General features: G+C 72.9%; 11 protein-coding genes. 7 read left to right on the top strand and 4 right to left on the bottom strand.

Features of this window, described 5'->3' with window-relative positions:
• Window positions 1-12 precede the first annotated feature (12 nt).
• The 6 genes from IE287_RS14590 (at window position 13) to IE287_RS14565 (ending at window position 14,286) form a co-directional block, all read left to right on the top strand.
• Window positions 13-888, top strand: coding sequence for a carbohydrate ABC transporter permease (locus IE287_RS14590; RefSeq protein ID WP_189849451.1), 876 nt, complete (start codon window positions 13-15; stop codon window positions 886-888).
• A 116-nt stretch (window positions 889-1,004) separates the two neighbouring features.
• The gene (locus IE287_RS14585) at window positions 1,005-2,615 is read left to right on the top strand and encodes a glycoside hydrolase family 13 protein (protein ID WP_189849450.1); all 1,611 of its coding nucleotides are present in this window, start codon (window positions 1,005-1,007) and stop codon (window positions 2,613-2,615) included.
• A gap of 270 nt (window positions 2,616-2,885) precedes the next feature.
• Window positions 2,886-4,931: a glycosyl hydrolase family 28-related protein gene (locus IE287_RS14580; RefSeq protein ID WP_189849449.1), complete on the top strand. Its 2,046-nt coding sequence runs from the start codon at window positions 2,886-2,888 to the stop codon at window positions 4,929-4,931.
• Window positions 4,932-5,129: 198 nt separating this feature from the next.
• Entirely contained in the window at window positions 5,130-6,143 is a 1,014-nt protein-coding gene (locus IE287_RS14575; RefSeq protein ID WP_229883488.1) for a LacI family DNA-binding transcriptional regulator, read from the top strand.
• A 393-nt stretch (window positions 6,144-6,536) separates the two neighbouring features.
• The gene (locus IE287_RS14570) at window positions 6,537-9,917 is read left to right on the top strand and encodes a CARDB domain-containing protein (protein WP_189849447.1); all 3,381 of its coding nucleotides are present in this window, start codon (window positions 6,537-6,539) and stop codon (window positions 9,915-9,917) included.
• Between the two features lie 79 nt (window positions 9,918-9,996).
• Window positions 9,997-14,286 (top strand): discoidin domain-containing protein, encoded by a 4,290-nt coding sequence (locus IE287_RS14565; protein ID WP_189849446.1) that lies wholly within the window; start codon window positions 9,997-9,999, stop codon window positions 14,284-14,286.
• Between the two features lie 81 nt (window positions 14,287-14,367).
• On the opposite strand, the gene IE287_RS14560 is transcribed toward IE287_RS14565, so the two are convergent.
• Entirely contained in the window at window positions 14,368-14,823 is a 456-nt protein-coding gene (locus IE287_RS14560) for a GNAT family N-acetyltransferase (RefSeq protein ID WP_229883487.1), read from the bottom strand.
• A gap of 80 nt (window positions 14,824-14,903) precedes the next feature.
• Between IE287_RS14560 and IE287_RS14555 the strand changes: the two genes are divergently transcribed.
• The gene (locus IE287_RS14555) at window positions 14,904-16,292 is read left to right on the top strand and encodes an extracellular solute-binding protein (RefSeq protein ID WP_189849445.1); all 1,389 of its coding nucleotides are present in this window, start codon (window positions 14,904-14,906) and stop codon (window positions 16,290-16,292) included.
• Between the two features lie 24 nt (window positions 16,293-16,316).
• Here the strand turns inward: IE287_RS14555 and IE287_RS14550 are convergent, their stop codons facing one another.
• The 3 genes from IE287_RS14550 to IE287_RS14540 form a co-directional block, all read right to left on the bottom strand.
• Complete coding sequence (locus IE287_RS14550; RefSeq protein WP_189849444.1) at window positions 16,317-18,335, bottom strand: alpha/beta fold hydrolase; 2,019 nt, start codon at window positions 18,333-18,335, stop codon at window positions 16,317-16,319.
• Entirely contained in the window at window positions 18,308-20,092 is a 1,785-nt protein-coding gene (locus IE287_RS14545) for an N-acetylglutaminylglutamine amidotransferase (RefSeq protein WP_189849443.1), read from the bottom strand. Before IE287_RS14545 ends, IE287_RS14550 begins: the two co-directional genes overlap by 28 nt.
• 399 nt (window positions 20,093-20,491) lie before the next feature.
• Window positions 20,492-21,631 (bottom strand): carboxylate-amine ligase, encoded by a 1,140-nt coding sequence (locus tag IE287_RS14540; RefSeq protein WP_373307849.1) that lies wholly within the window; start codon window positions 21,629-21,631, stop codon window positions 20,492-20,494.
• Window positions 21,632-21,811 lie beyond the last annotated feature (180 nt).

Below are 21,811 nucleotides of genomic sequence, written 5' to 3'. Positions count from 1 at the left end.
CGGGAGACCCGCATGTCCACACGCACCCTCATCTCACCGGCCGTCCTCGCCAAGTCCCGCGGCAAGCGCCTGTACTGGGCCGCGTTCGCCCTGGTCACCGGCGGTTTCACCGTGGCGTTCCTCGGCCCGTTGTACTGGCTGGTCTCCAGCGGCTTCAAGGACACCCAGGAAGTCGTGCGCACCCCGCCGACGCTGGTCCCGGAGAGCTTCACCCCCGAGAACTACAGCCGGGCGTGGGAGGTCATGGACCTGTCCACGCTGCTGTTCAACACCTTCTACTACGCCTTCGGCGCGCTCGCCTTCCAGCTGATCCTCGACGTGGCGGCCGCCTACTCGCTGTCCAAGCTGCGGCCGGTGCTGGGCAAGGCGATCCTCGGCATGATGCTCGCCACCCTGATGATCCCGGCGACCGTGCTGGTGGTCCCGCAGTACCTCACGGTCCTCGACGTGCCGATCGTGGAGCGGAACCTGCTCAACAGCCCGTGGGCGATCTGGCTGCCGTCGGTGACCAACGCCTTCAACATCTTCCTGCTGAAGCGGTTCTTCGACTCGATCCCCAAGGAACTCCTGGACGCCGCCTCGATGGACGGCGCGAGCCCGATGCGGATCCTGTGGTCGATCGTCCTGCCGATCTCCCGCCCCATCCTGGGCGTGGTGTCGATCTTCGCGGTGGTCGGCGTCTGGAAGGACTTCCTCTGGCCGATGCTGACCCTGCCCGACCCGGCGAAGCAGACCCTCAACGTGGGCATCTACTCGCTCTCCAACGGGGTCCCGGTCAACGTCCTGATCGCCGCGCTCACCATCGCGTCCCTCCCCACGCTGATCGTCTTCCTGATCTTCCAGCGCAACATCATGGGCGGCCTCACCGCCGGCAGCCTCAAGGGCTGACGGGCACACCACCCCCCTCGAAGCCTTCGCCGTCGTCCCGGGCCCATCCCGTCCCCGCCGATCCGGGACGACGGCGAAGAACCCCTCCCTGCCTTCCTGCCCGAAAGGACCGTTCCGTGGCAGCCCCCTCTCCGTCCCGCACCTCCGACTGGTGGCGCGACGCCGTCATCTACCAGGTCTACCCGCGCAGCTTCGCCGACGGCGACGGCGACGGCACCGGTGACCTCGCGGGCGTCCGAGCGAGACTGCCCCACCTCGCCGCACTCGGCGTCGACGCCCTGTGGTTCACCCCCTGGTACGCCTCCCCGCTGGTCGACGGCGGCTACGACGTCGCCGACTACCGCGCCATCGATCCCGCCTTCGGCACCCTCGACGAGGCCGAGAAGCTCATCGCCGACGCCGCCGGGCTCGGCCTGCGCGTCATCGTCGACATCGTCCCCAACCACGTCTCCGACCAGCACGCCTGGTTCCAGGAGGCCCTCGCCGCGGGCCCCGGCAGCCAGGCGCGCGCCCGTTTCCACTTCCGGCCCGGACGCGGCGAACACGGCGAACTCCCGCCCAACGACTGGCCCTCGCAGTTCTCCGGCACCACCTGGACCCGCGTCCCCGACGGCGAGTGGTACCTCCACCTGTTCACCCCCGAACAGCCCGACCTCAACTGGTCCCACCCCGACGTGCGCCGCGAGCACGAGGACGTCCTGCGCTTCTGGTTCGAGCGCGGCGTCGCCGGCGTCCGCATCGACTCCGCCGCCCTGCTCACCAAGGACCCCGAACTGCGGGACTTCACCGAGGGCGTCGACCCCCACCCCTACATCGACCTCGACGAGATCCACGACGTCTATCGCTCCTGGCGCGCGATAGCCGACGAGTACGGCGGCGTCTTCGTCGGCGAGGTCTGGCTCCCCGACGCCGAGCGCTTCGCCCGCTACCTGCGCCCCGACGAGCTGCACACCGCCTTCAACTTCAACTTCCTCGCCTGCCCCTGGGAGCCGGAGCGGCTGCGCGCCACCATCGACGACACCCTCGCCGAGCACGCCCCCGTCCACGCGCCCGCCACCTGGGTGCTCTGCAACCACGACGTCACCCGCACCGCCACCCGCTACGGGCGCGCCGACACCGCCTTCGACTTCGCCGCCAAGCGCTTCGGCACCCCCACCGACCTGGAGCTCGGCACCCGCCGCGCCCGCGCCGCCGCCCTGCTCACCCTCGCCCTGCCCGGCTCCGTCTACCTCTACCAGGGCGAGGAACTGGGCCTGCCCGAGGCCGACATCCCCCTCGACCGCATCCAGGACCCGATGCACCACCGCTCCGGCGGCACCGACCCCGGCCGCGACGGCTGCCGCGTCCCCCTCCCCTGGGACGCCGACGCCCCCGCGTACGGCTTCGGCACCCTCCCCGGCACCGAACCCTGGCTGCCGCAGCCCTCCGACTGGGCCCGCTACGCCGTCGACCGGCAGAGCGACGACCCCGACTCGATGCTCACCCTCTACCGCACCGCCCTCGCCCTGCGCCGCGCCGAAGCCGGCTTCGGCGACGGCGCGATGACGTGGCTCCCCGCCGCCGACGGCGTCCTCGCCTTCGTCCGCGACCACGGCCCGACCTGCGTCGTGAACCTCTCCGCCGGCCCCGTCGAACTCCCCGCCCACTCCGCGGTGCTGCTCACCAGCGGTCCGCTCGGCGCCGACGGCACCCTCCCCCCGGACACCGCCGCCTGGCTGCGCGCCTGAGCCCGCGCCGCGCGGGCCCGCGGCAAGACCCCACCGTGCGGCCGCGGCCGATCGGCGCCGACTCCGTCGGCCGCGGCCGCACGGTGGCAGGTGCCGGGACCCTGACCCCCGGCCCCTGCGGAAGCCCCGTTCCCGATCCGTGGGGGGCCGGGAACGGGGCTTCCGCGTACGAGGCGCGGTGCGCGGCGTCGGCAGACGCCCGCACCGCGCCCGCCCACCACCGCGACGCCCGTGCGCCGCGGATCCCTCTCGTCCGAGAAGCGAGCCCAGATGATCCCCAGCCGCGTCCGTCCGCGCGTCCGCGCCGGTGCCAGAGCCACCGCCGTCGCCTGCGCGCTCCTCTGTCTCGGCCAGGCGGCGGGCGGTACCGCAGCCGCCACGGCCGCCGGTCCGTCCCCCGTCGCCTCTCCCGCCGGTCCCGTGGTCACCCGGGCCGGCCTCGACCCGGCGCTCGTGGCCGGGCGGGGCGCCGACGTCGCCTTCGACGAGCAGGAGGCGGAGAACGCCCGCACCACCGGAACCGTCATCGGACCGGACCGCACCCCGTACACCCTCCCCTCGGAGGCCTCCGGCCGGAAGGCGGTCCGTCTCGTCCCCGGCCAGTACGTCGAATTCACCCTGCCGCGCGCCGCCAACGCCCTGACCGTCCGCTACAGCATCCCGGACGCGGCCGGCGGCGGGGGGATCACCGCCCCCCTGGACGTCGCCGTCGACGGCCGTCACCGCAGGACGATGACGCTGACCTCGCAGTACTCCTGGCTCTACAACCAGTACCCCTTCACCAACGACCCCGGCGCCGGCCTGCTCCACCCGGACTGGTGGCTCGCCGAGTGCGCCTGCGTCCCCGCCGCCACCACGCCCGCGCCCGTCTTCGAGAAGCCCTTCCGGCCCACCCACTTCTACGACGAGCAGCGGCTGCTCCTCGGGAAGGCGTACCGCGCGGGGGAGACGGTACGGCTCACGGTGCCGGCCGGCAGCCCCGCCGCCTGGACGGTGATCGACCTCCTCGACACCGAGCTGGTCGCCCCGCCGCACGTCGAGCGCGGCGGGATCGACGTGCGCCTCCTCGGCGCCGACCCGACCGGCCGCCGCGACGCCGCCCCCGCCATCGAGCGGGCCGTGGCACTCGCCCGCCGCCTCGACCGGCCCGTCTACCTCCCGCCGGGCACCTTCCGCGTCGACCGGCACATCGTCGTCGACGACGTCACGATCGTCGGCGCGGGCAACTGGCACACCGTCCTCAAGGGCCGTCAGGTCACCCTCGCCGAGCCCGCCCCCGACGGCTCGCGCCACACCGGCGTCGGCCTCTACGGCAAGCCCGCGGCCGAGGGCGGCAGCCGCAACGTCCACCTGCGCGGCTTCGCCGTCGAAGGCGACGTCCGCGAGCGGATCGACACCGACCAGGTCAACGCCATCGGCGGCGCCATGAGCGACTCCACCGTCGACGGCCTCTACCTGCACCACACCAAGGTCGGGCTCTGGTTCGACGGCCCCATGCGGAACGTGAGGGTCACGAACAACATCATCACCGACCAGATCGCCGACGCCCTCAACTTCCACACCGGCGTCACCGACTCCCTGGTCCGGAACAACTTCGTCCGCAACACCGGCGACGACGGCATCGCGCTCTGGTCGGAGAAGACCGCCGACGCCCGCAACACCCTCGCCCGCAACACCGTCCAGTCGCCCACCCTCGCCAACGGCATCGCCGTCTACGGCGGCGCCGACACCACCGTCGCCGGCAACCTGGTCGCCGACCCCGTGCGCGAGGGCAGCGGACTCCACGCCGGGGCCCGCTTCGGCGCCGAACCCTTCACCGGCACCCTCCGCTTCACCGACAACACCACGGTCCGCGCCGGCACCCTCGACCTCAACTGGCGGATCGGCCTGGGCGCCCTCTGGTTCTACGCCCTGGACGGCTCCATCGACGCCGACGTGCGGGTCACCGGGGACCACTACCTCGACTCCACCCACAACGCGATCATGCTGGTCAGCGAGTACGGGGTGAAGGACCGCTTCTCCATCCCCTCGGTCCACTTCAAGGACATCCGCGTCGACGGCACCGGCAACTCCGTCGTCAGCGCCCGCACGAAGGGCTCCGCCACCTTCGAGAACGTCGACGCCCGCAACGTCGGAGCGGTCGGCGTGAACAACTGCGGCTCCTTCAACTTCCCCGCCACCGGCTCCGAGTTCACGCTCGACGACCGCGGCGGGAACGACGGCGGCTGGCTCGCCCCGTGGCTCCTGCCCCACACCATCACCTGCGACGACCGACCGCCGGTCGTCGCGCCCCCGGCCCCCGCGCCCTGGTCCTGACGCCCCGCCACCGAAGCCCCGGCCGCGCGGCCGGGGCCCGTCCCGCGCCCTCCGGAGCGGCGGCCTCACGGCCGTCGCGCCCGGAGGCGCCCCGCGTTGCCCGGACGCCCCGGACACCACTGTCGCTTGCGTCGGAAATCCGCTCGCATCGACAATTCGATGCAAACGACTTGCATGTTTTGCGCTAGAGTTGCGTGTATGACGCGACGACTTGCTCAGGTGGCGAAGAAGGTGGGGGTCAGCGAGGCCACGGTGAGCCGTGTCCTCAACGGCAAGCCCGGGGTCTCGGAGTCGACCCGGCGGTCCGTGCTGACGGCGCTCGACGTGCTCGGCTACGAACGGCCCACGCAGCTGCGCGGCGAACGGGCCCGGCTCGTCGGCCTGGTCCTCCCGGAGCTCCAGAACCCCATCTTCCCGGCGTTCGCCGAGGTCATCGGCGGCGCCCTGGCCCAGCAGGGGCTGACCCCGGTCCTCTGCACGCAGACCAGGGGCGGCGTCTCCGAGGCCGACTACGTGGAGCTGCTGCTCCAGCAGCAGGTCTCCGGCGTCGTCTTCGCCAGCGGGCTCTTCGCGCAGGCCGACGCCCCGCACGACCACTACTACCGGCTGGCCGAGCGCAGCATCCCGGTCGTCCTCGTCAACGCGTCGATCGAGGGCCTGGACTTCCCGTGCGTCTCCTGCGACGACGCCGTCGCCGTCGAGCAGGCGTGGCGCCACCTCGCCTCGCTGGGGCACGAGCGGATCGGCCTGGTGCTCGGCCCCGAGGACCACATACCGTCCCGGCGCAAGCTGGAGGCGGCCCGCGCGGCGGCCGCGGCCGCCGGCACGGAGTGGAACGACGCATTCGTGGAGCGGTCCGCCTTCTCCCTGGAGGGCGGGCAGGCCGCCGCGGGCCGGCTCCTGGACCGCGGCGTCACCGGCATCGCCTGCGGCAGCGACCCGCTGGCGCTGGGTGCGATCAGGGCCGGCCGGCGCCGCGGCCTGTCGGTTCCCGCCGACGTGTCCGTCGTCGGCTTCGACGACTCCGCCTTCATGACCTGCACGGAGCCGCCGCTGTCGACGGTCCGCCAGCCCATCGAGGCCATGGGGCGCGCCGCCGTGGACCTGCTGATCGCCCAGATCCAGGGAACGCAGCACCATCTGGGGGAGCTGCTCTTCGAGCCCGAGCTCGTCGTCCGCGGTTCGACGGCCCCGCCGCCGCCCGCCCGCTGACCCCCCGGCGCCGGCCCCGGCCCCCGCCCTCTCTCCGGGACTCCGTGTCCGACAACTGAACAGTCCGTGCCCGACGGCACCGGTGTCCCCGCCCGCGAGCGGTTCCGACACCGGTGCCGTCGGCGTTTCCGGCAGATGTCCTCTGTTGGCAAGTGGACGGGGACCGTTGACAAAGTCGTCATCCAGTAGAAACCTTGCGGGCTGACGGCGCAAATGGTCCACAGAGTTACTCAAGAACGTGGCTGGCCGTCATTAGATCCTTGTCGGAGTCATGTCGGGCTCCAGGCGCGCGACCCTGTCGAACCCCCCGAGCTCCCTTGTGCGTTCGCCGGCGGGGGCTGCTCCGGAACGGAGGACGGGTCGCGACCCTGCCCGCATCGCGGAGAGGTCACCATGAGAGGCACACATCCGAGCAGGCGGTTGGGGGTGGGTCTGCTGACGGCAGGCCTGATCTCCGTGGGACTGCTCCCCGTCCCCGCGCAGGCCGCGGGCGAGACCAACCTCGCCCTCGGCAGGGCGGCGACAGCCGGCGGAACGAACGGCGGCTACCCGGCCTCCAACGTCACCGACGGAAGCCAGCAGTCCTACTGGGAAGGCCCGTTGGGCTCCTTCCCGCAGTGGGTGCAGGTCGACCTGGGCACCCAGGTCGACCTCGACCGCCTCGCGCTCAAGCTGCCCACCGGCTGGGAGGCGCGCAACGAGTCGCTCGCCGTCCTCGGCAGCGCCGACGGCACCACGTTCAGCACCATCGCCGCCGCCCAGGCGCGCTCCTTCACCCCGTCCGCCGCCAACACGGTGAACATCGACCTGCCGGCGGCCACGGCCCGCTTCGTCCGGGTCCAGGTCGGCTCCAACACCGCGTGGAACGCCGCCCAGCTCTCCGAACTGGAGGTCTACGGCGAGACGGCAGGCGGCGGGGACCCGGGCGACCCGCCGCCGGTCACCGGCACCAACCTGGCGCGGAACAAGCCGATCGAGGCGACGTCCACGACGCAGAACTACGCGGCGGGCAACGCCAACGACGACAGCACCGCCACCTATTGGGAGTCGGCCGGCTTCCCCGCCTCGCTCACCGTCAAGCTGGGCTCCGACGCCGACGTCCAGGCCGTGGTCGTCAAGCTCAACCCGGACTCCGCCTGGGGCCCGCGGACCCAGTCCCTGGAGGTCCTCGGCCGCTCCTCCGCCGCCACGGGCTTCACCACCCTGAAGGCGCGCGCCGACTACGCCTTCAACCCGTCGTCGGGCCAGAACACCGTCACCATCCCGGTCACCGGCCGCGTCTCGGACCTGCGGCTGACCGGCTTCTCCAACTCCGGCGCCCCCGGCGCCCAGGTCGCGGAGATCCAGGTGCTCGGCACGGCCGCGCCCGCCCCCGACTTCGTCGTCAACGAGCTCACCTGGGAGCCGGCCACCCCGTCCGAGGCCGACGCCGTCACCGCCAGGGTCACGGTCCGCAACGCCGGCACCGCCGCGGCCCCCGCGACCACGGTGAACGTCAGCACCGAGGGCACCGTCGCCGGCGCCGCCCCGGTCCCGGCGCTCGCCGCCGGCCAGTCGACGACCGTGAGCGTCCCCCTCGGCAAGCGGCCGGAGGGCTCCTACACGGTCTCGGCGGCCGTCGACCCGACGGACACCGTCCCCGAACTCGACAACGGCAACAACAGCCGCACCGCGACCGGCAAGCTGACGGTCACGCAGACCCCGGGCCCGGACCTGACGGTCACCGGCATCACCCCCAACCCGGCCACCCCCGCGGTCGGCGCGCCCGTCTCCTTCACGGTCGCCGTCAAGAACCGCGGCACGTCCTCCGTCCCGGCCGGCAGCGTCACGCGCCTCACCGTCGGGTCCACCACCCTGAACGGCACCGCCCCGGCCATCGCCGCGGGCGCCACCGCGGACGTCGCCCTCAGCGGCACCTGGACGGCCACCGACGGCGGCGTCACGCTCACCGCGACCGCCGACGCCACCGGCACCGTCGCCGAGACCAACGAGAACAACAACGTCTTCGGCCGGTCCCTCGTCGTCGGACGCGGCGCCGCCGTGCCGTACACCGAGTACGAGGCCGAGGACGCGAGCTACCGCGGCACCCTCCTGTACACCGACTCCACCCGCCCGTTCGGGCACACCAACTTCGCCACCGAGTCCTCGGGCCGCGAGTCGGTTCGCCTCAACGCCCAGGGCGACTACGTGGAGTTCACCTCCACCAACGCCGCCAACTCGATCGTCGTGCGCAACTCGATACCGGACGCGCCGGCCGGCGGCGGCCAGGAGGCCACCCTCAGCCTCTACGCGAACGGCCAGTTCGTCCGCAAGGTGACCCTCTCCTCCAAGCACAGCTGGCTCTACGGCACCACCGACCAGCCGGAGGGGCTCGTCAACACCCCCGGCGGTGACGCGCGGCGCCTCTTCGACGAGTCCAGCGCCCTGCTGACCCAGTCCTACCCGGCCGGCACGAAGTTCCGCCTCCAGCGCGACGCGGGCGACAACGCCGCCTTCTACGTCGTCGACCTGATCGACCTGGAGCAGGTCGCCCCGCCGGCCGCGAAGCCCGCGGAGTGCGTCTCGATCACCCAGTACGGGGCCGTGCCCAACGACGGCATCGACGACACCGACGCCCTCCAGCGCGCCGTCACCGCGGACCAGAAGGGCGAGATCCCCTGCGTCTGGATCCCGGCGGGCCAGTGGCGCCAGGAGCAGAAGATCCTCACCGACGACCCGCTGAACCGGGGCACGCACAACCAGGTCGGCATCCGGGACGTCACCGTCCGCGGCGCCGGCATGTGGCACTCGCAGCTCTACACGCTGACCCCGCCGCACCTCGCCAACGGGATCAACCACCCGCACGAGGGCAACTTCGGCTTCGACATCGACGACAACACCAAGATCTCGGACATCGCCATCTTCGGCTCCGGCACCATCCGCGGCAACAACGCCGACGAGGAGGGCGGCGTCGGCCTCAACGGCCGCTTCGGCAAGAACACGAAGATCAGCAACGTCTGGATCGAGCACGCCAACGTCGCCGCCTGGGTCGGCCGCGACTACACCAACATCCCCGAGCTGTGGAACCCCGGCGACGGCGTGGAGTTCAGCGGCATGCGCATCCGCAACACCTACGCAGACGGCGTCAACTTCTCCAACGGCACCCGCAACTCCACCGTCTACAACTCGTCGTTCCGCAACACCGGCGACGACGCCCTCGCGGTGTGGGCCAACAAGTACGTCAAGGACACCTCGGTGGACGTCGGCCACGACAACCACTTCCGCAACAACACGGTCCAGCTGCCCTGGCGGGCCAACGGCATCGCGGTCTACGGCGGCTACGGCAACACCATCGAGAACAACGTGGTCTCCGACACCATGAACTACCCGGGGATCATGCTCGCCACCGACCACGACCCGATCCCCTTCTCCGGGCAGACGCTGATCGCCAACAACGCCCTGTACCGCACCGGCGGAGCCTTCTGGAACGAGGACCAGGAGTTCGGCGCCATCACCCTCTTCGCGCAGGGTCCCGACATCCCGGGCGTCACCATCCGGGACACCGACATCCACGAGTCGACCTACGACGGCATCCAGTTCAAGACCGGCGGCGGCGCCATGCCGAACGTCAAGGTCACGAACGTGAAGATCGACAAGTCGCTCAACGGCTGCGGAATCCTCGCGATGGGCGGTGCGCGCGGCAGCGCCACGCTGACGAACGTCACCGTCACGAACTCGGCCAAGGGCGACGTCTGCTCGCAGCCCGGCACGCAGTTCGTCTTCCACCAGGGCTGAGGCCCTTCCCCCGGCGGGGACGCCCGGCTCCGCAACCGGGCGTCCCCGCCGCACCCCCTCCATCGAGAAGCGAGGAACGATGAGAACCCCCACCTGGCGATCACGGTGCCTGAGCGCCGCGATCGCGACGAGCCTGCTGGCGCTGGGCGGCCCCCTGATGGCCGCCCACGCCGCCGGCGGGCCCAACATCGCGCTCGGCGACGCCGCCGCCGCGAGCAGCGCCCAGTCCGGCTTCTCCGCCGGCAGCGTCACCGACGGCAACCAGGGCACGTACTGGGAGAGCGCCGGCGGCTCCCTCCCCCAGTGGGTGCAGGCCGACCTCGGCACCGCCACCCGCGTCGACGAGGTGGTCCTGCGGCTGCCCGCCGGCTGGGAGGCCCGGAACCAGACCCTGTCCGTCCAGGGCAGCGCGGACGGCACCAGCTTCTCCACCCTGAAGGCCTCCGCCACCTACACCTTCAGCCCCGGCTCGGCCAACACGGTCACCGTCGCCTTCCCGGCCACGCAGACCCGCTTCGTACGGGTCAACGTCACCGCCAACACCGGCTGGCAGGCCGCCCAGCTCTCCGAGCTGGAGGTGCACGCGGCCGAGGGCTCCTCCGCGAACCTCGCCGCGGGCAAGACCCTCACCGCCAGCAGCCACACCGAGGTGTACGCCGCGCCCAACGCCAACGACGGCAACCGGGCCAGCTACTGGGAGAGCGGCAACAACGCGCTGCCGCAGTGGCTCCAGGCCGACCTCGGCGCCTCCGTCGCCGTCAACCGGGTCGTCCTCAAGCTGCCCGCCGGCTGGGGCGCCCGCAGCCAGACCCTGAAGATCCAGGGCAGCACCGACGGCACCGCCTTCACGGACCTCTCGGCCTCCCGGGCGTACGCCTTCGACGCGGGCAACGACAACACCGCGACGATCACGCTGGACTCCACCACCACCCGCTACGTGCGCGTGCTGGTGACCGCGAACACCGTCCAGCCCGCCGCCCAGATATCCGAGCTGGAGGTCTACGGACCGGCCACCGGCGACACCCAGGCCCCGTCCGCCCCCGCGAACCTGGCCTACACCCAGCCGGCGACCGGCCAGATCAGGCTCACCTGGAACGCCTCGACCGACAACGTCGGGGTCTCCGGCTACGACGTCTACGCCAACAACGTCCTGCTGACCTCCGTCGCGGGCGACGTCACGAGCTTCACCGACAACCGCCCGGCCGGCCAGACGGTCTCCTACCGGGTCCGGGCCAAGGACGCGGCCGGCAACCAGTCCGGGGACAGCAACACCGTCACCCGCACCGGCGACGGCGGCGACACCCAGGCCCCCACCGCCCCCGCGAACCTCGGGTTCACCGAGCCCGCGAGCGGCCAGGTGAAGCTGACCTGGACGGCCGCCACCGACGACCGCGGCGTCACCGCCTACGACGTCTACGCCAACAACGTCCTGCGCGGCAGCGTCTCGGGCCAGACCACCACCTACACCGACACCCAGCCGGCGAGCGCCACGGTCGCCTACCACGTGGTCGCGAAGGACGCGGCGGGCAACGCCTCGGTCGCCTCCAACAGCGTCACCCGCAACGGCACCGGCGGCACCGGCTCCAACCTCTCCGTCGGCAAGGCGATCGAGGCGTCCTCGGCGACGGGGAACTTCGCCGCGGCCAACGCCAACGACAACAGCACCGCCACCTACTGGGAGGGCGGGGGCGGCGCCTACCCGCAGACCCTCACCGTCAAGCTCGGCGCCAACGCCGACGTCGACCGGCTCGTGCTGAAGCTCGACCCGGCCCAGGCGTGGCAGGCCCGCACCCAGACCCTGGAGGTCCTCGGCCGCGAGCAGAGCGCCGCCGGCTTCACCAGCAGGGTCGCGGCCAGGGGCTACTCCTTCGACCCGGCGAGCGGCAACACGGTCACGATCCCGCTGACCGCGCGGCTCGCGGACGTCCAGCTGAAGTTCACCGCCAACACCGGCGCGCCCGGCGGCCAGATCGCCGAGTTCCAGGTCGTGGGCGTGCCCGCGCCCAACCCGGACCTGACCGTCACCGGACTGTCCACCACGCCCGCCGCGCCCGAGGAGGACGACGAGATCACCGTCTCGGCGGTCGTCCGCAACGACGGCCCCGCGCCCGCGGCGGCGAGCAAGGTCGCCGTCCGCCTCGGCGGCACCAAGGTCGCGACCGGGCAGGCCCCGGCGCTGGCCCCCGGCGAGCAGGCCACCGTCCCCGTCTCCATCGGCGTGCGCGCCGCGGGCTCGTACGAGCTGAGCGCGGTCGCCGACGAGGCGAACGAGGTCGTGGAGCAGAACGAGACCAACAACGCCCACACCCGGTCCACCGCCCTCGTGGTGAAGCCGGTCGCGAGCGCGGACCTCGTCGTGTCCTCGGTCACCACCACCCCGTCCAGCCCGAAGGCCGGCGACGCCGTGACCTTCAAGGTCGCGGTGCGGAACCAGGGCACCACGGCCACCACGGCCGGCTCCCACGGCGTCACCCTGGAGCTCCTCAACGCCCAGGGCGGCGTGGTCAGGACGCTGACCGGGTCCCACGGCGGGGCGCTCGCGCCCGGCGCCACGGCCGACGTCAGCCTCGGCACGTGGACCGCCGTCAACGGCTCGTACACGGTCCGCACCGTCCTCGCCGACGACGCGAACGAACTGCCGGTCAAGCGCGGCAACAACACCCAGACGCAGTCCCTCTTCGTCGGCCGCGGCGCGAACATGCCGTACACGATGTACGAGGCGGAGGACGGCGCCGCCGGCGGCGGGGCCTCCGTCGTCGGGCCCAACCGGACCGTCGGCGACATCGCGGGCGAGGCGTCCGGCCGCAAGGCCGTCACCCTGGACGCGACCGGCGAGTACGTCGAGTTCACCACCCGCGCCGCGACCAACACCCTGGTCACCCGCTTCTCGATCCCGGACGCGCCCGGCGGCGGCGGCATCAGCACCACCCTGAACGTCTACGTCGACGGCGTGTTCAAGAAGGCGCTGCCGCTCACCTCGAAGTACGCCTGGCTGTACGGCGCCGAGGCCGGTCCCGGCAACGACCCGGGTTCCGGCGCCCCGCGCCACATCTACGACGAGGCGAACCTGATGTTCGGGGAGACCGTCCCCGCCGGCAGCAGGATCAGGCTCCAGAAGGACTCCGCGAACTCGGCCGCGCACTACGCGATCGACTTCGTGAACCTGGAGCAGGTCGCCCCGGTCGCGAACCCGGACCCGGCCGCCTACACGGTGCCGGCCGGCTTCACGCACCAGGACGTGCAGAACGCCCTCGACAAGGTCCGCATGGACACCACCGGGAAGCTCGTCGGCGTCTACCTGCCGGCCGGTGACTACCAGACCTCCAGCAAGTTCCAGGTCTACGGCAAGGCGGTCAAGGTCGTCGGCGCCGGCCCGTGGTTCACGAAGTTCCACGCGCCGACCACGCAGGACAACACCGACATCGGCTTCCGCGCCGAGGCCACGGCGAACGGTTCGCTCTTCAAGGGCTTCGCCTACTTCGGCAACTACGTCACCCGCATCGACGGCCCGGGCAAGGTCTTCGACTTCGCGAACGTCGCGGACGTCGTCATCGACGACATCTGGAACGAGCACATGGTGTGCCTCTACTGGGGCGCCAACACCGACCGGATGACGATCAAGAACTCCCGGATCCGGAACATGTTCGCCGACGGCGTCAACATGACCAACGGCTCGACGGACAACCTGGTGTCCAACAACGACGCCCGGGCCACCGGCGACGACAGCTTCGCGCTCTTCTCGGCGATCGACGCCGGCGGCGCGGACATGAAGAACAACGTCTACGAGAACCTCACCACCACGCTCACGTGGCGGGCCGCGGGCATCGCGGTGTACGGCGGCTACAACAACACCTTCCGCAACATCCACATCGCCGACACCCTCGTCTACTCCGGCATCACCATCTCGTCGCTGGACTTCGGCTACCCGATGAACGGCTTCGGGACCGTCCCGACGAACTTCGAGAACATCTCGATCGTCCGGGCGGGCGGCCACTTCTGGGGCAACCAGTCCTTCCCCGGCATCTGGATCTTCTCCGCCTCGAAGGTCTTCCAGGGGATCCGGGTGAGCCACGTGGACATCGTCGACCCCACCTACAGCGGCATCATGTTCCAGACCAAGTACACCGGTTCGCAGCCGGAGAACCCGGTGAAGGACACCGTCTTCACCGACATCTCCATCACGGGCGCGAAGCGGAGCGGCGACGCCTGGGACGCCAGGTCCGGCATCGGCATCTGGGCCAACGAGATGCCCGAGCCCGGTCAGGGCCCCGCCGTCGGCGAGGCGACGTTCAACTGCCTGCGCATGCAGGACAACGCCGAGAACATCCGGAACACCACCAACTTCAAGATCAACATCAACCCCTGCTGAACCGTCCGCACCCGCGGCCGCGTACGCCGGCGCCCCCCGCATCCCGCGGGGGGCGCCGGCCCCGTCGGCCGGGGGGTGCGCCTAGCCGGCCCGCGGCCGGTGCAGGTAGAACAGCTCGGGGTCGCCCTCGTCGAGACCGTGCAGGAGGCCGACCGGCTCCCATCCGGCCCGCAGGAGCAGCCCCTGCATCGGCTGGTTGGAGACGTTGGTCGAGGTGAACAGCTTCGGGGTCGCGCACGTCGCGGCCGCGTCGTCCAGCAGGAGCCGCCCCACGCCCCTCCGCCGCGCCCGCGGGGCCACCGTCAGCATCGCGACGAAGCCGTGCCCGAAGAACGTGTACTCGACCACGCGGTAGCCGAGCGGGCCGGACGCGTCCTCCGCCACGGCCGCCAGGCCCCGGCGGCACCACTCCCCGATGGCGGCCCGCCGTCCGGCGTCCCCCGCGACGGCGAGCGCGTCGGTCTCCGCCAGCGCCTCCGCGTCCGGCTCCCGCGCCCGCCGCACGGTGAGGTTCCCGTACTCCCTTGCCTCGTCCACGATCCTCCCCGCTTCCACGGAACCTCGCGTACCGCCGGGGGCGACGCTCTTCCGCACACCCGTCCCGAAGGGGAACCCCGATGAGAAGTGTCCTGTTCCGCCGCGGGCGCCGCGCCGCCGCGGCCGTCCTCCTGGCCCTCTCGCTCGCCGCCTGCGGCGAAGGGGGCGGAGCGTCCGGGGGCGGGGACTCCTCGGACCCCACGACGCTGCTGGACCCGAGGACGAAGGTGACGATCACGATCGACTGCATGCCGCCGGCGGCGAAGGCGGCCGAGCTGAAGGAGTGGAAGGAGGACGTCGCAGAGTTCAACAAGACGTACCCCAACGTCACCATCGAGGGCCGCTCCACCCCCGGCCAGTGCCTGGAGCCGCCGCGCTTCACCGCCATGCTCAAGGCGAAGTCGCAGCCGGACGTCTTCTACACCTACTTCACCGACCTGCCCCAGGTCCTCGCCGAGGACGGCGCCCAGGACATCTCCGCCTACGTGCACCCGTGGTCGGTACCGCTCCTCAAGGACGTCAACCCGGACGTCCTCGACTCCCTGCGGCACAAGGGCCGCCTGTACGGCCTGCCGACGAGCAACTACACCATGGGCCTGCTGATCAACCGCAAGCTGTTCGAGGACGCCGGCCTGGACCCCGACGCCCCGCCGCGGACCTGGGAGGAGGTCCGGGCCGCCGCCAGGAAGATCGCGGGTCTCGGCAAGGACATCGCCGGCTTCGGCGAGTACAGCGCCGGCAACACCGGCGGCTGGCACTTCACCGCCCAGCTCTACAGCCTCGGCGGCGACGTCGTCGACGCGAGCGGCACCCGGGCCGCCTTCGACGACCGCCTCGGCCGGCAGGTCGCGAGGAACCTCCACGCCATGCGCTGGGAGGACGACAGCATGGGCGGGACCCAGCTGCTGAAGTGGGGCGACCTCCAGAAGCGGATCGCCACCGACAAGCTCGGCATGTTCCTCGCCGCGCCCGACGACATCGCGTACATGGTGCAGGAACTCGGCGCGAAGTACGAGAACTTCGGCATGGGCCCGATCCCGGGCGGCAGGAACACCCTGGCCGGCGGCAACAACTACATGATCAAGCAGGGCATCGCGCCCGACAAGATCAAGGCCGCCGTCGCCTGGCTCAGCTTCAAGTTCGCCACGGTCGGCAAGGGCCAGTTCGACTGGGCCCGCACCAAGGCCGACGGCCTGCCGGTCGGCCTCCCCCAGCCGAACTTCTGGCTCGGCAGGACCAAGGCCAAGGACGACGCCGCGCGCGTGGAGCACGCCACCGTGCCGGTCGCCCACTTCAGGACCTTCATGGACAACCCCGTCCCGGGCAAGGCCGAACCGCCGAAGGCCCAGGAGATCTACGAGATCCTCGACGACGTGATGGCCGGCGTCCTCACCGACGAGGACGCCGACATCGACACGCTCCTCGCCACGGCCGCGGCCCGGGTCGACCGGGTGCTCGCGGACGGATAGCGGGGCCGCGGGAGACGCCGGGGGTCAGCCGAGGCGCTTCTCGATCCAGTCCGCGGCGGTCCGCCGGAAGAGACGGCGGCTGTCGGCGCGGCGGAAGTCGTGGCCCTCGCCGTGGAGGAGCAGCAGCTCGGCCTCGTGGCCGCGCTCCCGCGCGGCGCGCACGATCTGCTCGGACTCGCTCGGCGGCACGTTGGTGTCGTGGGCCCCGTGCACGGCGAGCAGGGGGACGCGCAGGGCGTCGACGCGACTCATGGGCGAGAGGGCGCGCAGCAGCGCCCGGTCGCGTTCGGGGTGCCCGTACTTGTGGGCCGCCGACTCGGCCAGCCAGGGCTCCGTGGTGGCGAAGAAGGTCGTGAGGTCCGACATGCCGCAGACGGTGACGCCGGTGCGGAAGAGCCCGGGGTGCCGGACGAGCGAGGCGAGCGTCAGATAGCCGCCGTACGAGTGGCCCATGACGGCCAGGCGCCGGACGTCGGCGAGACCGGCCTCGACGGCGTGGGCGACGCAGTCGGCGACGTCGTCGATGGCGGCGAAGCGTCCTTCGCCGAGGTCCGCGTCGCGGAAGGCGCGGCCCCAGCCCGAGGAGCCGCGGACGTCGGGCGCGAAGACGTCCAGGCCGCGGCCGGTGAGCTCGTGGTACAGGGGGTCGAAGACCGGGCGTTCCTGCTCCTCGGGACCGCCGTGCAGGTGGACCACGCAGGGCGCGGGCTCGCCGGACGCGCGGCCGGGTGCGCGGTGGTACCAGCCGCCCAGCCGCAGCCCGTCGCGGGCCTTCGGCCGCATCGGGACCGGGCGGACCGGCGCGGGGCCGGGGGGGACGGTGTCGGCGTCCCGCGCGGTCCACGGGGTACGGAGCGCGGTCGAGGCGTCGGCCAGGTGCCAGACCCCGGGGCGGCGCTGCGACCCGGCCAGGGCGGCCACCAGGCCGTACGGGCCCGCGGCGGCGACGCGGGTGACGACCTCGTGGTCGAGCGCCACCGCCCGCGGCGGAACCCGCACCTCCCGGGCCTCCGGCGCGGGCAGGGCGAGGGTCTCCATCTCGCTGGTCCCGCCGGCGTTCCAGACGAGGGCGGCGCGGCGCCCGTCCTCGACGAGCGCGAACAGCTCCAGGTCCTGTGCGGCTCTGCGGGCGATCTCGCGCAGACCGGTCCGCCGGCCGTCCTCGTCCACTCCCAGGGCGAGCAGGGCGGCGAACTCGGCACCGTGGTCGCTGCGCAGCCACACCGTCCGGGCGTCGGCCGAGAAGCGGCCGATCCACGGGTCGCCGTCGGCGACCGGGAGGGTGCAGGCGGCGGTCCGGTCGGCGACGCGGACCACGACCGCCTCCCGTCCGCCGCGCGGCCCGCGCCGCAGCAGCGCGAGCCGTCCGTCGCGGCTGACGTCGCAGACGCGCAGCGTGGCCGCCCCGGACTCGTCGGCGAGCAGGACCGGAGGGCGGACGCCGTCGGGGTCGATCAGATAGGCGCCGAGGCGGTCGCGCACGGGCCCCGGGCGGCCGCCCGCGCCGAGGAGCGTGGCGGGTCCGTCGCGGTCCGGCCGGACGGAGGGGTCCTGGGCGGGCCGGACGGGCTCCCCCGCCCCGTCGACGGGCTCGGCGACGGTGACGGCCAGCGCCGAGCCGTCACCCACCCAGCACCCCAGGGAGGCGGAGGTGCCGGGCTCCGCCCCGGCGAGGACCCTGCGGTCCGAGCCGTCGGGGCGGACGCACAGGACGCGGGTGTGCCCGCTGCCCCCGGGGGCGACGGTGTACGCGATCCACCGGCCGTCCGGCGACCAGGCGACCTCCGTGACGTGGTCGGGCGCGGTGTCCAGCGGACGCGCGCGGTCGCCGTCGGCCGGGCCGGCCCACAGCTGCGGCGAGCCGCCCCGGTCGCAGACGAACGCGACGCGCTCGCCGCCCGGGTCGGCGGACGGGTACCAGCAGGCGTGCGCGCTCTGGAGCGGCGGGGCGTCGGGGTGCCCCGCCCCGGCGGGCAGGGGCTGCGCCGCGGGCGCGCCCGGCCGGCCTCCTCCGGTCAGTCGATTCCGTGCGTCTGCAGCCATATCTCCAGCAACGCTACCTGCCACAGGGCGTTCTGCCCGCGGTGGGCGCGGTGGTCGTCGGGCGCCTCCAGGAGGGAGGCGACGTACTCCTCGCGGAACAGCCCGCGGGAACGGGCGGCGGGGGCGGCCAGGGCGTCGCGGACGCGCGCCATGACGGGCGGGGCGAGGTGGTGGATGGCGGGGACGGGGAAGTACCCCTTGGGACGGTCGACCACTCCGCGGGGGAGGATCGTCCGCCCGATGTCCTTGAGGACTCCCTTGCCGCCCTGGGAGAGCTTCAGCTCGGGCGGGCAGGCGGCCGCCAGCTCGACCAGCTCGTGGTCGAGGAAGGGCACCCGGGCTTCCAGGCCCCAGTCCATGGTCATGTTGTCGACCCGCTTCACGGGGTCGTCGACGAGCATCACGTGGGTCTCGATGCGCAGTCCCGCGTCGATCGCCGTCTCGGCGCCCGGTTCGGCCATGTGGGTCTCGACGTACTCCCGGGACACGTCGCGCAGCGGCAGCACGTCCGGTTGCAGGATCTTCTCCAGGTCCGCGTGGCTGCGGTCGAAGTACACCTCGGCGTACCGGCCGGGCTCCGCGGCGCGCGGGACCCCCGCGAGCTCCTGGTGCCAGCGGTAGCCGGCGAAGACCTCGTCGGCGCCCTGACCGCTCTGGACGACGCTGACCTCCTTCGCGACCAGCTCCGACAGGAGGTGGAAGGCGACGACGTCGTGGCTCGTCATGGGTTCGCTCATGGCGGCGACCGCCGCGTCCAGCGCGGTGGAGACCCGGTCGGACGGCACCATCAGCTGGTGGTGGTCGGTCCCGAAGCGCCGGGCGACGAGGTCGGAGTAGAAGAACTCGTCCCCTTCCTCGCCGGCCTCCGTCTCGAAGCCGACGCTGAAGGTCGCGAGGTCCGCCTGTCCTTCCTCGGCCAGCAGGGCCACGATCAGGCTGGAGTCCAGGCCGCCGGAGAGGAGCACGCCGACGGGCACGTCGGCCACCATCCGGCGGCGCACCGCGGTGCGGAGGGCGTCGAGGACGGCGTCCCGCCACTCCGGGGCGCCCATGCCGGCGAACTCCGCGCGGCGCGTGTAGGAGGCCCGCCAGTAGACGCGGTCGGTGCGGGTGCCGTCCGGTTCCACGACGCGGACGGTGGCCGGCGGGAGCTTGCGCACCCCGGCCAGGATCGTGTGCGGCGCGGGGACCGTGGACTGCCAGCTCATGTAGTGGTGGGCCGCGACCGGATCGAGGGAGGTGTCGACGCCGCCGCCCGCGAGCAGGGCCGGCAGCGTGGAGGCGAAGCGGAGCCGGCCGGGGGTCTCGGCGAGGTAGAGGGGCTTGATGCCGAGCCGGTCGCGGGCCAGGACCAGCCGGCCGGTACGGTGCTCCGCCAGCGCGACGGCGAACATGCCGACGAGGCGCGTCACGAAGTCGGTGCCCCACTGGCGGTACGCCTTGAGGACGACCTCGGTGTCCGAGGTGGTGGTGAAGGTGTGCCCGAGTTCCCGCAGCTCCTGCCTGAGGTCCTGGTAGTTGTAGATGCAGCCGTTGAAGACGCAGGTCAGACCGGCGTCGGTGTCGGTCATGGGCTGACCGCCCCGGTCGCTCAGGTCGATGATCCTGAGCCGCCGGTGGCCCAGGGCGATGGCGCCCGCGGACCACAGGCCGCGTCCGTCGGGCCCCCTGGCCGCCAGCCGGTCGGCCATGCGGTCCACCGCCGCCGCGTCGGGACGGCTCCCGTCGAACCTCATCTCACCGGTCAGGCCGCACACGGGACGCCACCTCCCGCGGTGAGGCACCCGCTCGCCCGTCGGGTGCCGGACGGGCCATCGGCGGGGTGGATGGGCGGACGGAAACGTTTTCGCATGTGCGTCCCTCCTCGGACGGTGGTTCGTTCGGACGGTGCACCGGTCGGACGGCGCACCGGTCGGATGCCGGTGTGGCCGGTGCCGGTGTGGTCGGTGTCGATGTCGGTGGGGCCGGTGCCGGTGTGGTCGGTGCCGGTGTGGCCGGTGCCGGTGTGGCCGGTGTCGATGTCGGTGGGGCCGGTGCCGGTGTGGTCGGTGGGGACGGGCGGGCGGGGAGAGCGGCCGGGCGGTGCGGGGCCGGGCTCGTTCCGGTGGGGCGGGCGGCCCGCACGGGCGCCCGGGGGCCGCCGGCGCCGGGCGGGCTCACCGTGCTCCCGCCGCCGCCCGTCCGTCGTCGCGGGCGGCCCGGTCCTTCGCGGCGGGACGCGGGGGCCGGGCGGCGGGCCGGGCCCTCCCCCGCGTGTCCGCGAGGAGCCGGTCCACCCCCGCGAGCAGGTCCTCCCGCGCCACCGCCGTCCGCAGCCGTTCCGCTGCGCTCCCCCGGGCGAGGGCCTCCTCCGCGAGGGACCGCACGGCCTCCCAGTCCCCGTGCGCCTCCAGCGCGGGACGCAGGCGGCGGAGCATCCGCCGCACCACGGCGGGGGCGGGCGCGGGCCGCCGGGTCACCGGGTCGACGAGCTCGCCCTCCAGTCCGGAGCGGGCCGCGCGCCACGTCGCCGCGCGCAGCCGGGCGTGGTTCCCGTCGCAGCCGGACCCTCCGGCGTCGAGGCGGGCGAGGGCGTCGGTCACGAGCGCGCGGTGGAGCGCGGCGATCAGCACCACCGTCTCGACGCGCGGGCAGGCGTCGCAGACGCGCAGTTCGAGGGTGGGCAGGTGGGCCGAGGGCCGGAGGTCGTAATAGATCATGCCGGGGTCGCCGATGACGCCCGAGCCGACGAGCTCCCCCACCATCCGGTCGTACTCCTCCGCTCCGGCGAAGCAGCCGGGCGGGCCGGCGGTGGGCCAGCGCTGCCAGACCATGGTGCGCCAGCTCGCGTACCCGGTGTCCGCGCCGAGCCAGTACGGCGAACTCGCGGAGAGGGCGAGCAGGACCGGCAGCCACGGTGCGATCACGCACAGCGCACGGACCGCCGCGTCCCGGTCGGGCACGTCGGCGTGGACGTGGACGCCGCAGATCAGCTGCTCGTCCGCGAGCCGCCGGTACGCGTCGGCCATGCGCGCGTAGCGCGGGTCGCCGTCGGCGGTCGGGACGGTCCCGAGCCGGGCCAGCGGGGCGGTGCCGGCCGCGACGACGGCCAGGCCCTCGGAGGCGGCGGCGCGGTCCAGCCGTGCGCGGGTGGTGGTCAGGTCGGCGAAGAGCCCGTCGAGGGTCGCGTGGACCCCGCTGTTGGATTCGACCACGGACAGGGGCAGCTCGCCGGTGAAGGTGTCGCCGTACCGTTCCACGGCGCGCAGCAGCGCACCGGCCCGCGGCACCGACTGCCCGCTCTCGATGTCGATCACGTGAAACTCTTCTTCGACCCCGATGCGGACGGTCACCGTGACTCCCTGTGATCGGACGGCCCTCCCGGGCCGTGGCCCCGCCTCGACGGCGGCTCCTCATGTCCACCGACTGCCCCGTCGCGCCCGGAGCATGTGCCCGGCTTCCCCCGCGGGCCGGAGCACCGCCTCCGACGGGGCCCG

The organism is Streptomyces omiyaensis (genome assembly GCF_014650895.1).
Classification (GTDB): Bacteria; Actinomycetota; Actinomycetes; order Streptomycetales; family Streptomycetaceae; genus Streptomyces; species Streptomyces omiyaensis.
This window is presented reverse-complemented; position numbering and strand designations above follow the sequence as displayed.

Bases quoted from the DNA above. Each gene is read 5' to 3' on its own strand.
- IE287_RS14555 (WP_189849445.1), top strand. From the start codon at position 14,904: ATGAGAAGTGTCCTGTTCCGCCGCGGGCGCCGCGCCGCCGCGGCCGTC.
- IE287_RS14590 (WP_189849451.1), top strand. From the start codon at position 13: ATGTCCACACGCACCCTCATCTCACCGGCCGTCCTCGCCAAGTCCCGC.
- IE287_RS14565 (WP_189849446.1), top strand. From the start codon at position 9,997: ATGAGAACCCCCACCTGGCGATCACGGTGCCTGAGCGCCGCGATCGCG.
- IE287_RS14580 (WP_189849449.1), top strand. From the start codon at position 2,886: ATGATCCCCAGCCGCGTCCGTCCGCGCGTCCGCGCCGGTGCCAGAGCC.
- IE287_RS14575 (WP_229883488.1), top strand. From the start codon at position 5,130: ATGACGCGACGACTTGCTCAGGTGGCGAAGAAGGTGGGGGTCAGCGAG.
- IE287_RS14550 (WP_189849444.1), bottom strand. From the start codon at position 18,335: ATGGCTGCAGACGCACGGAATCGACTGACCGGAGGAGGCCGGCCGGGC.
- IE287_RS14570 (WP_189849447.1), top strand. From the start codon at position 6,537: ATGAGAGGCACACATCCGAGCAGGCGGTTGGGGGTGGGTCTGCTGACG.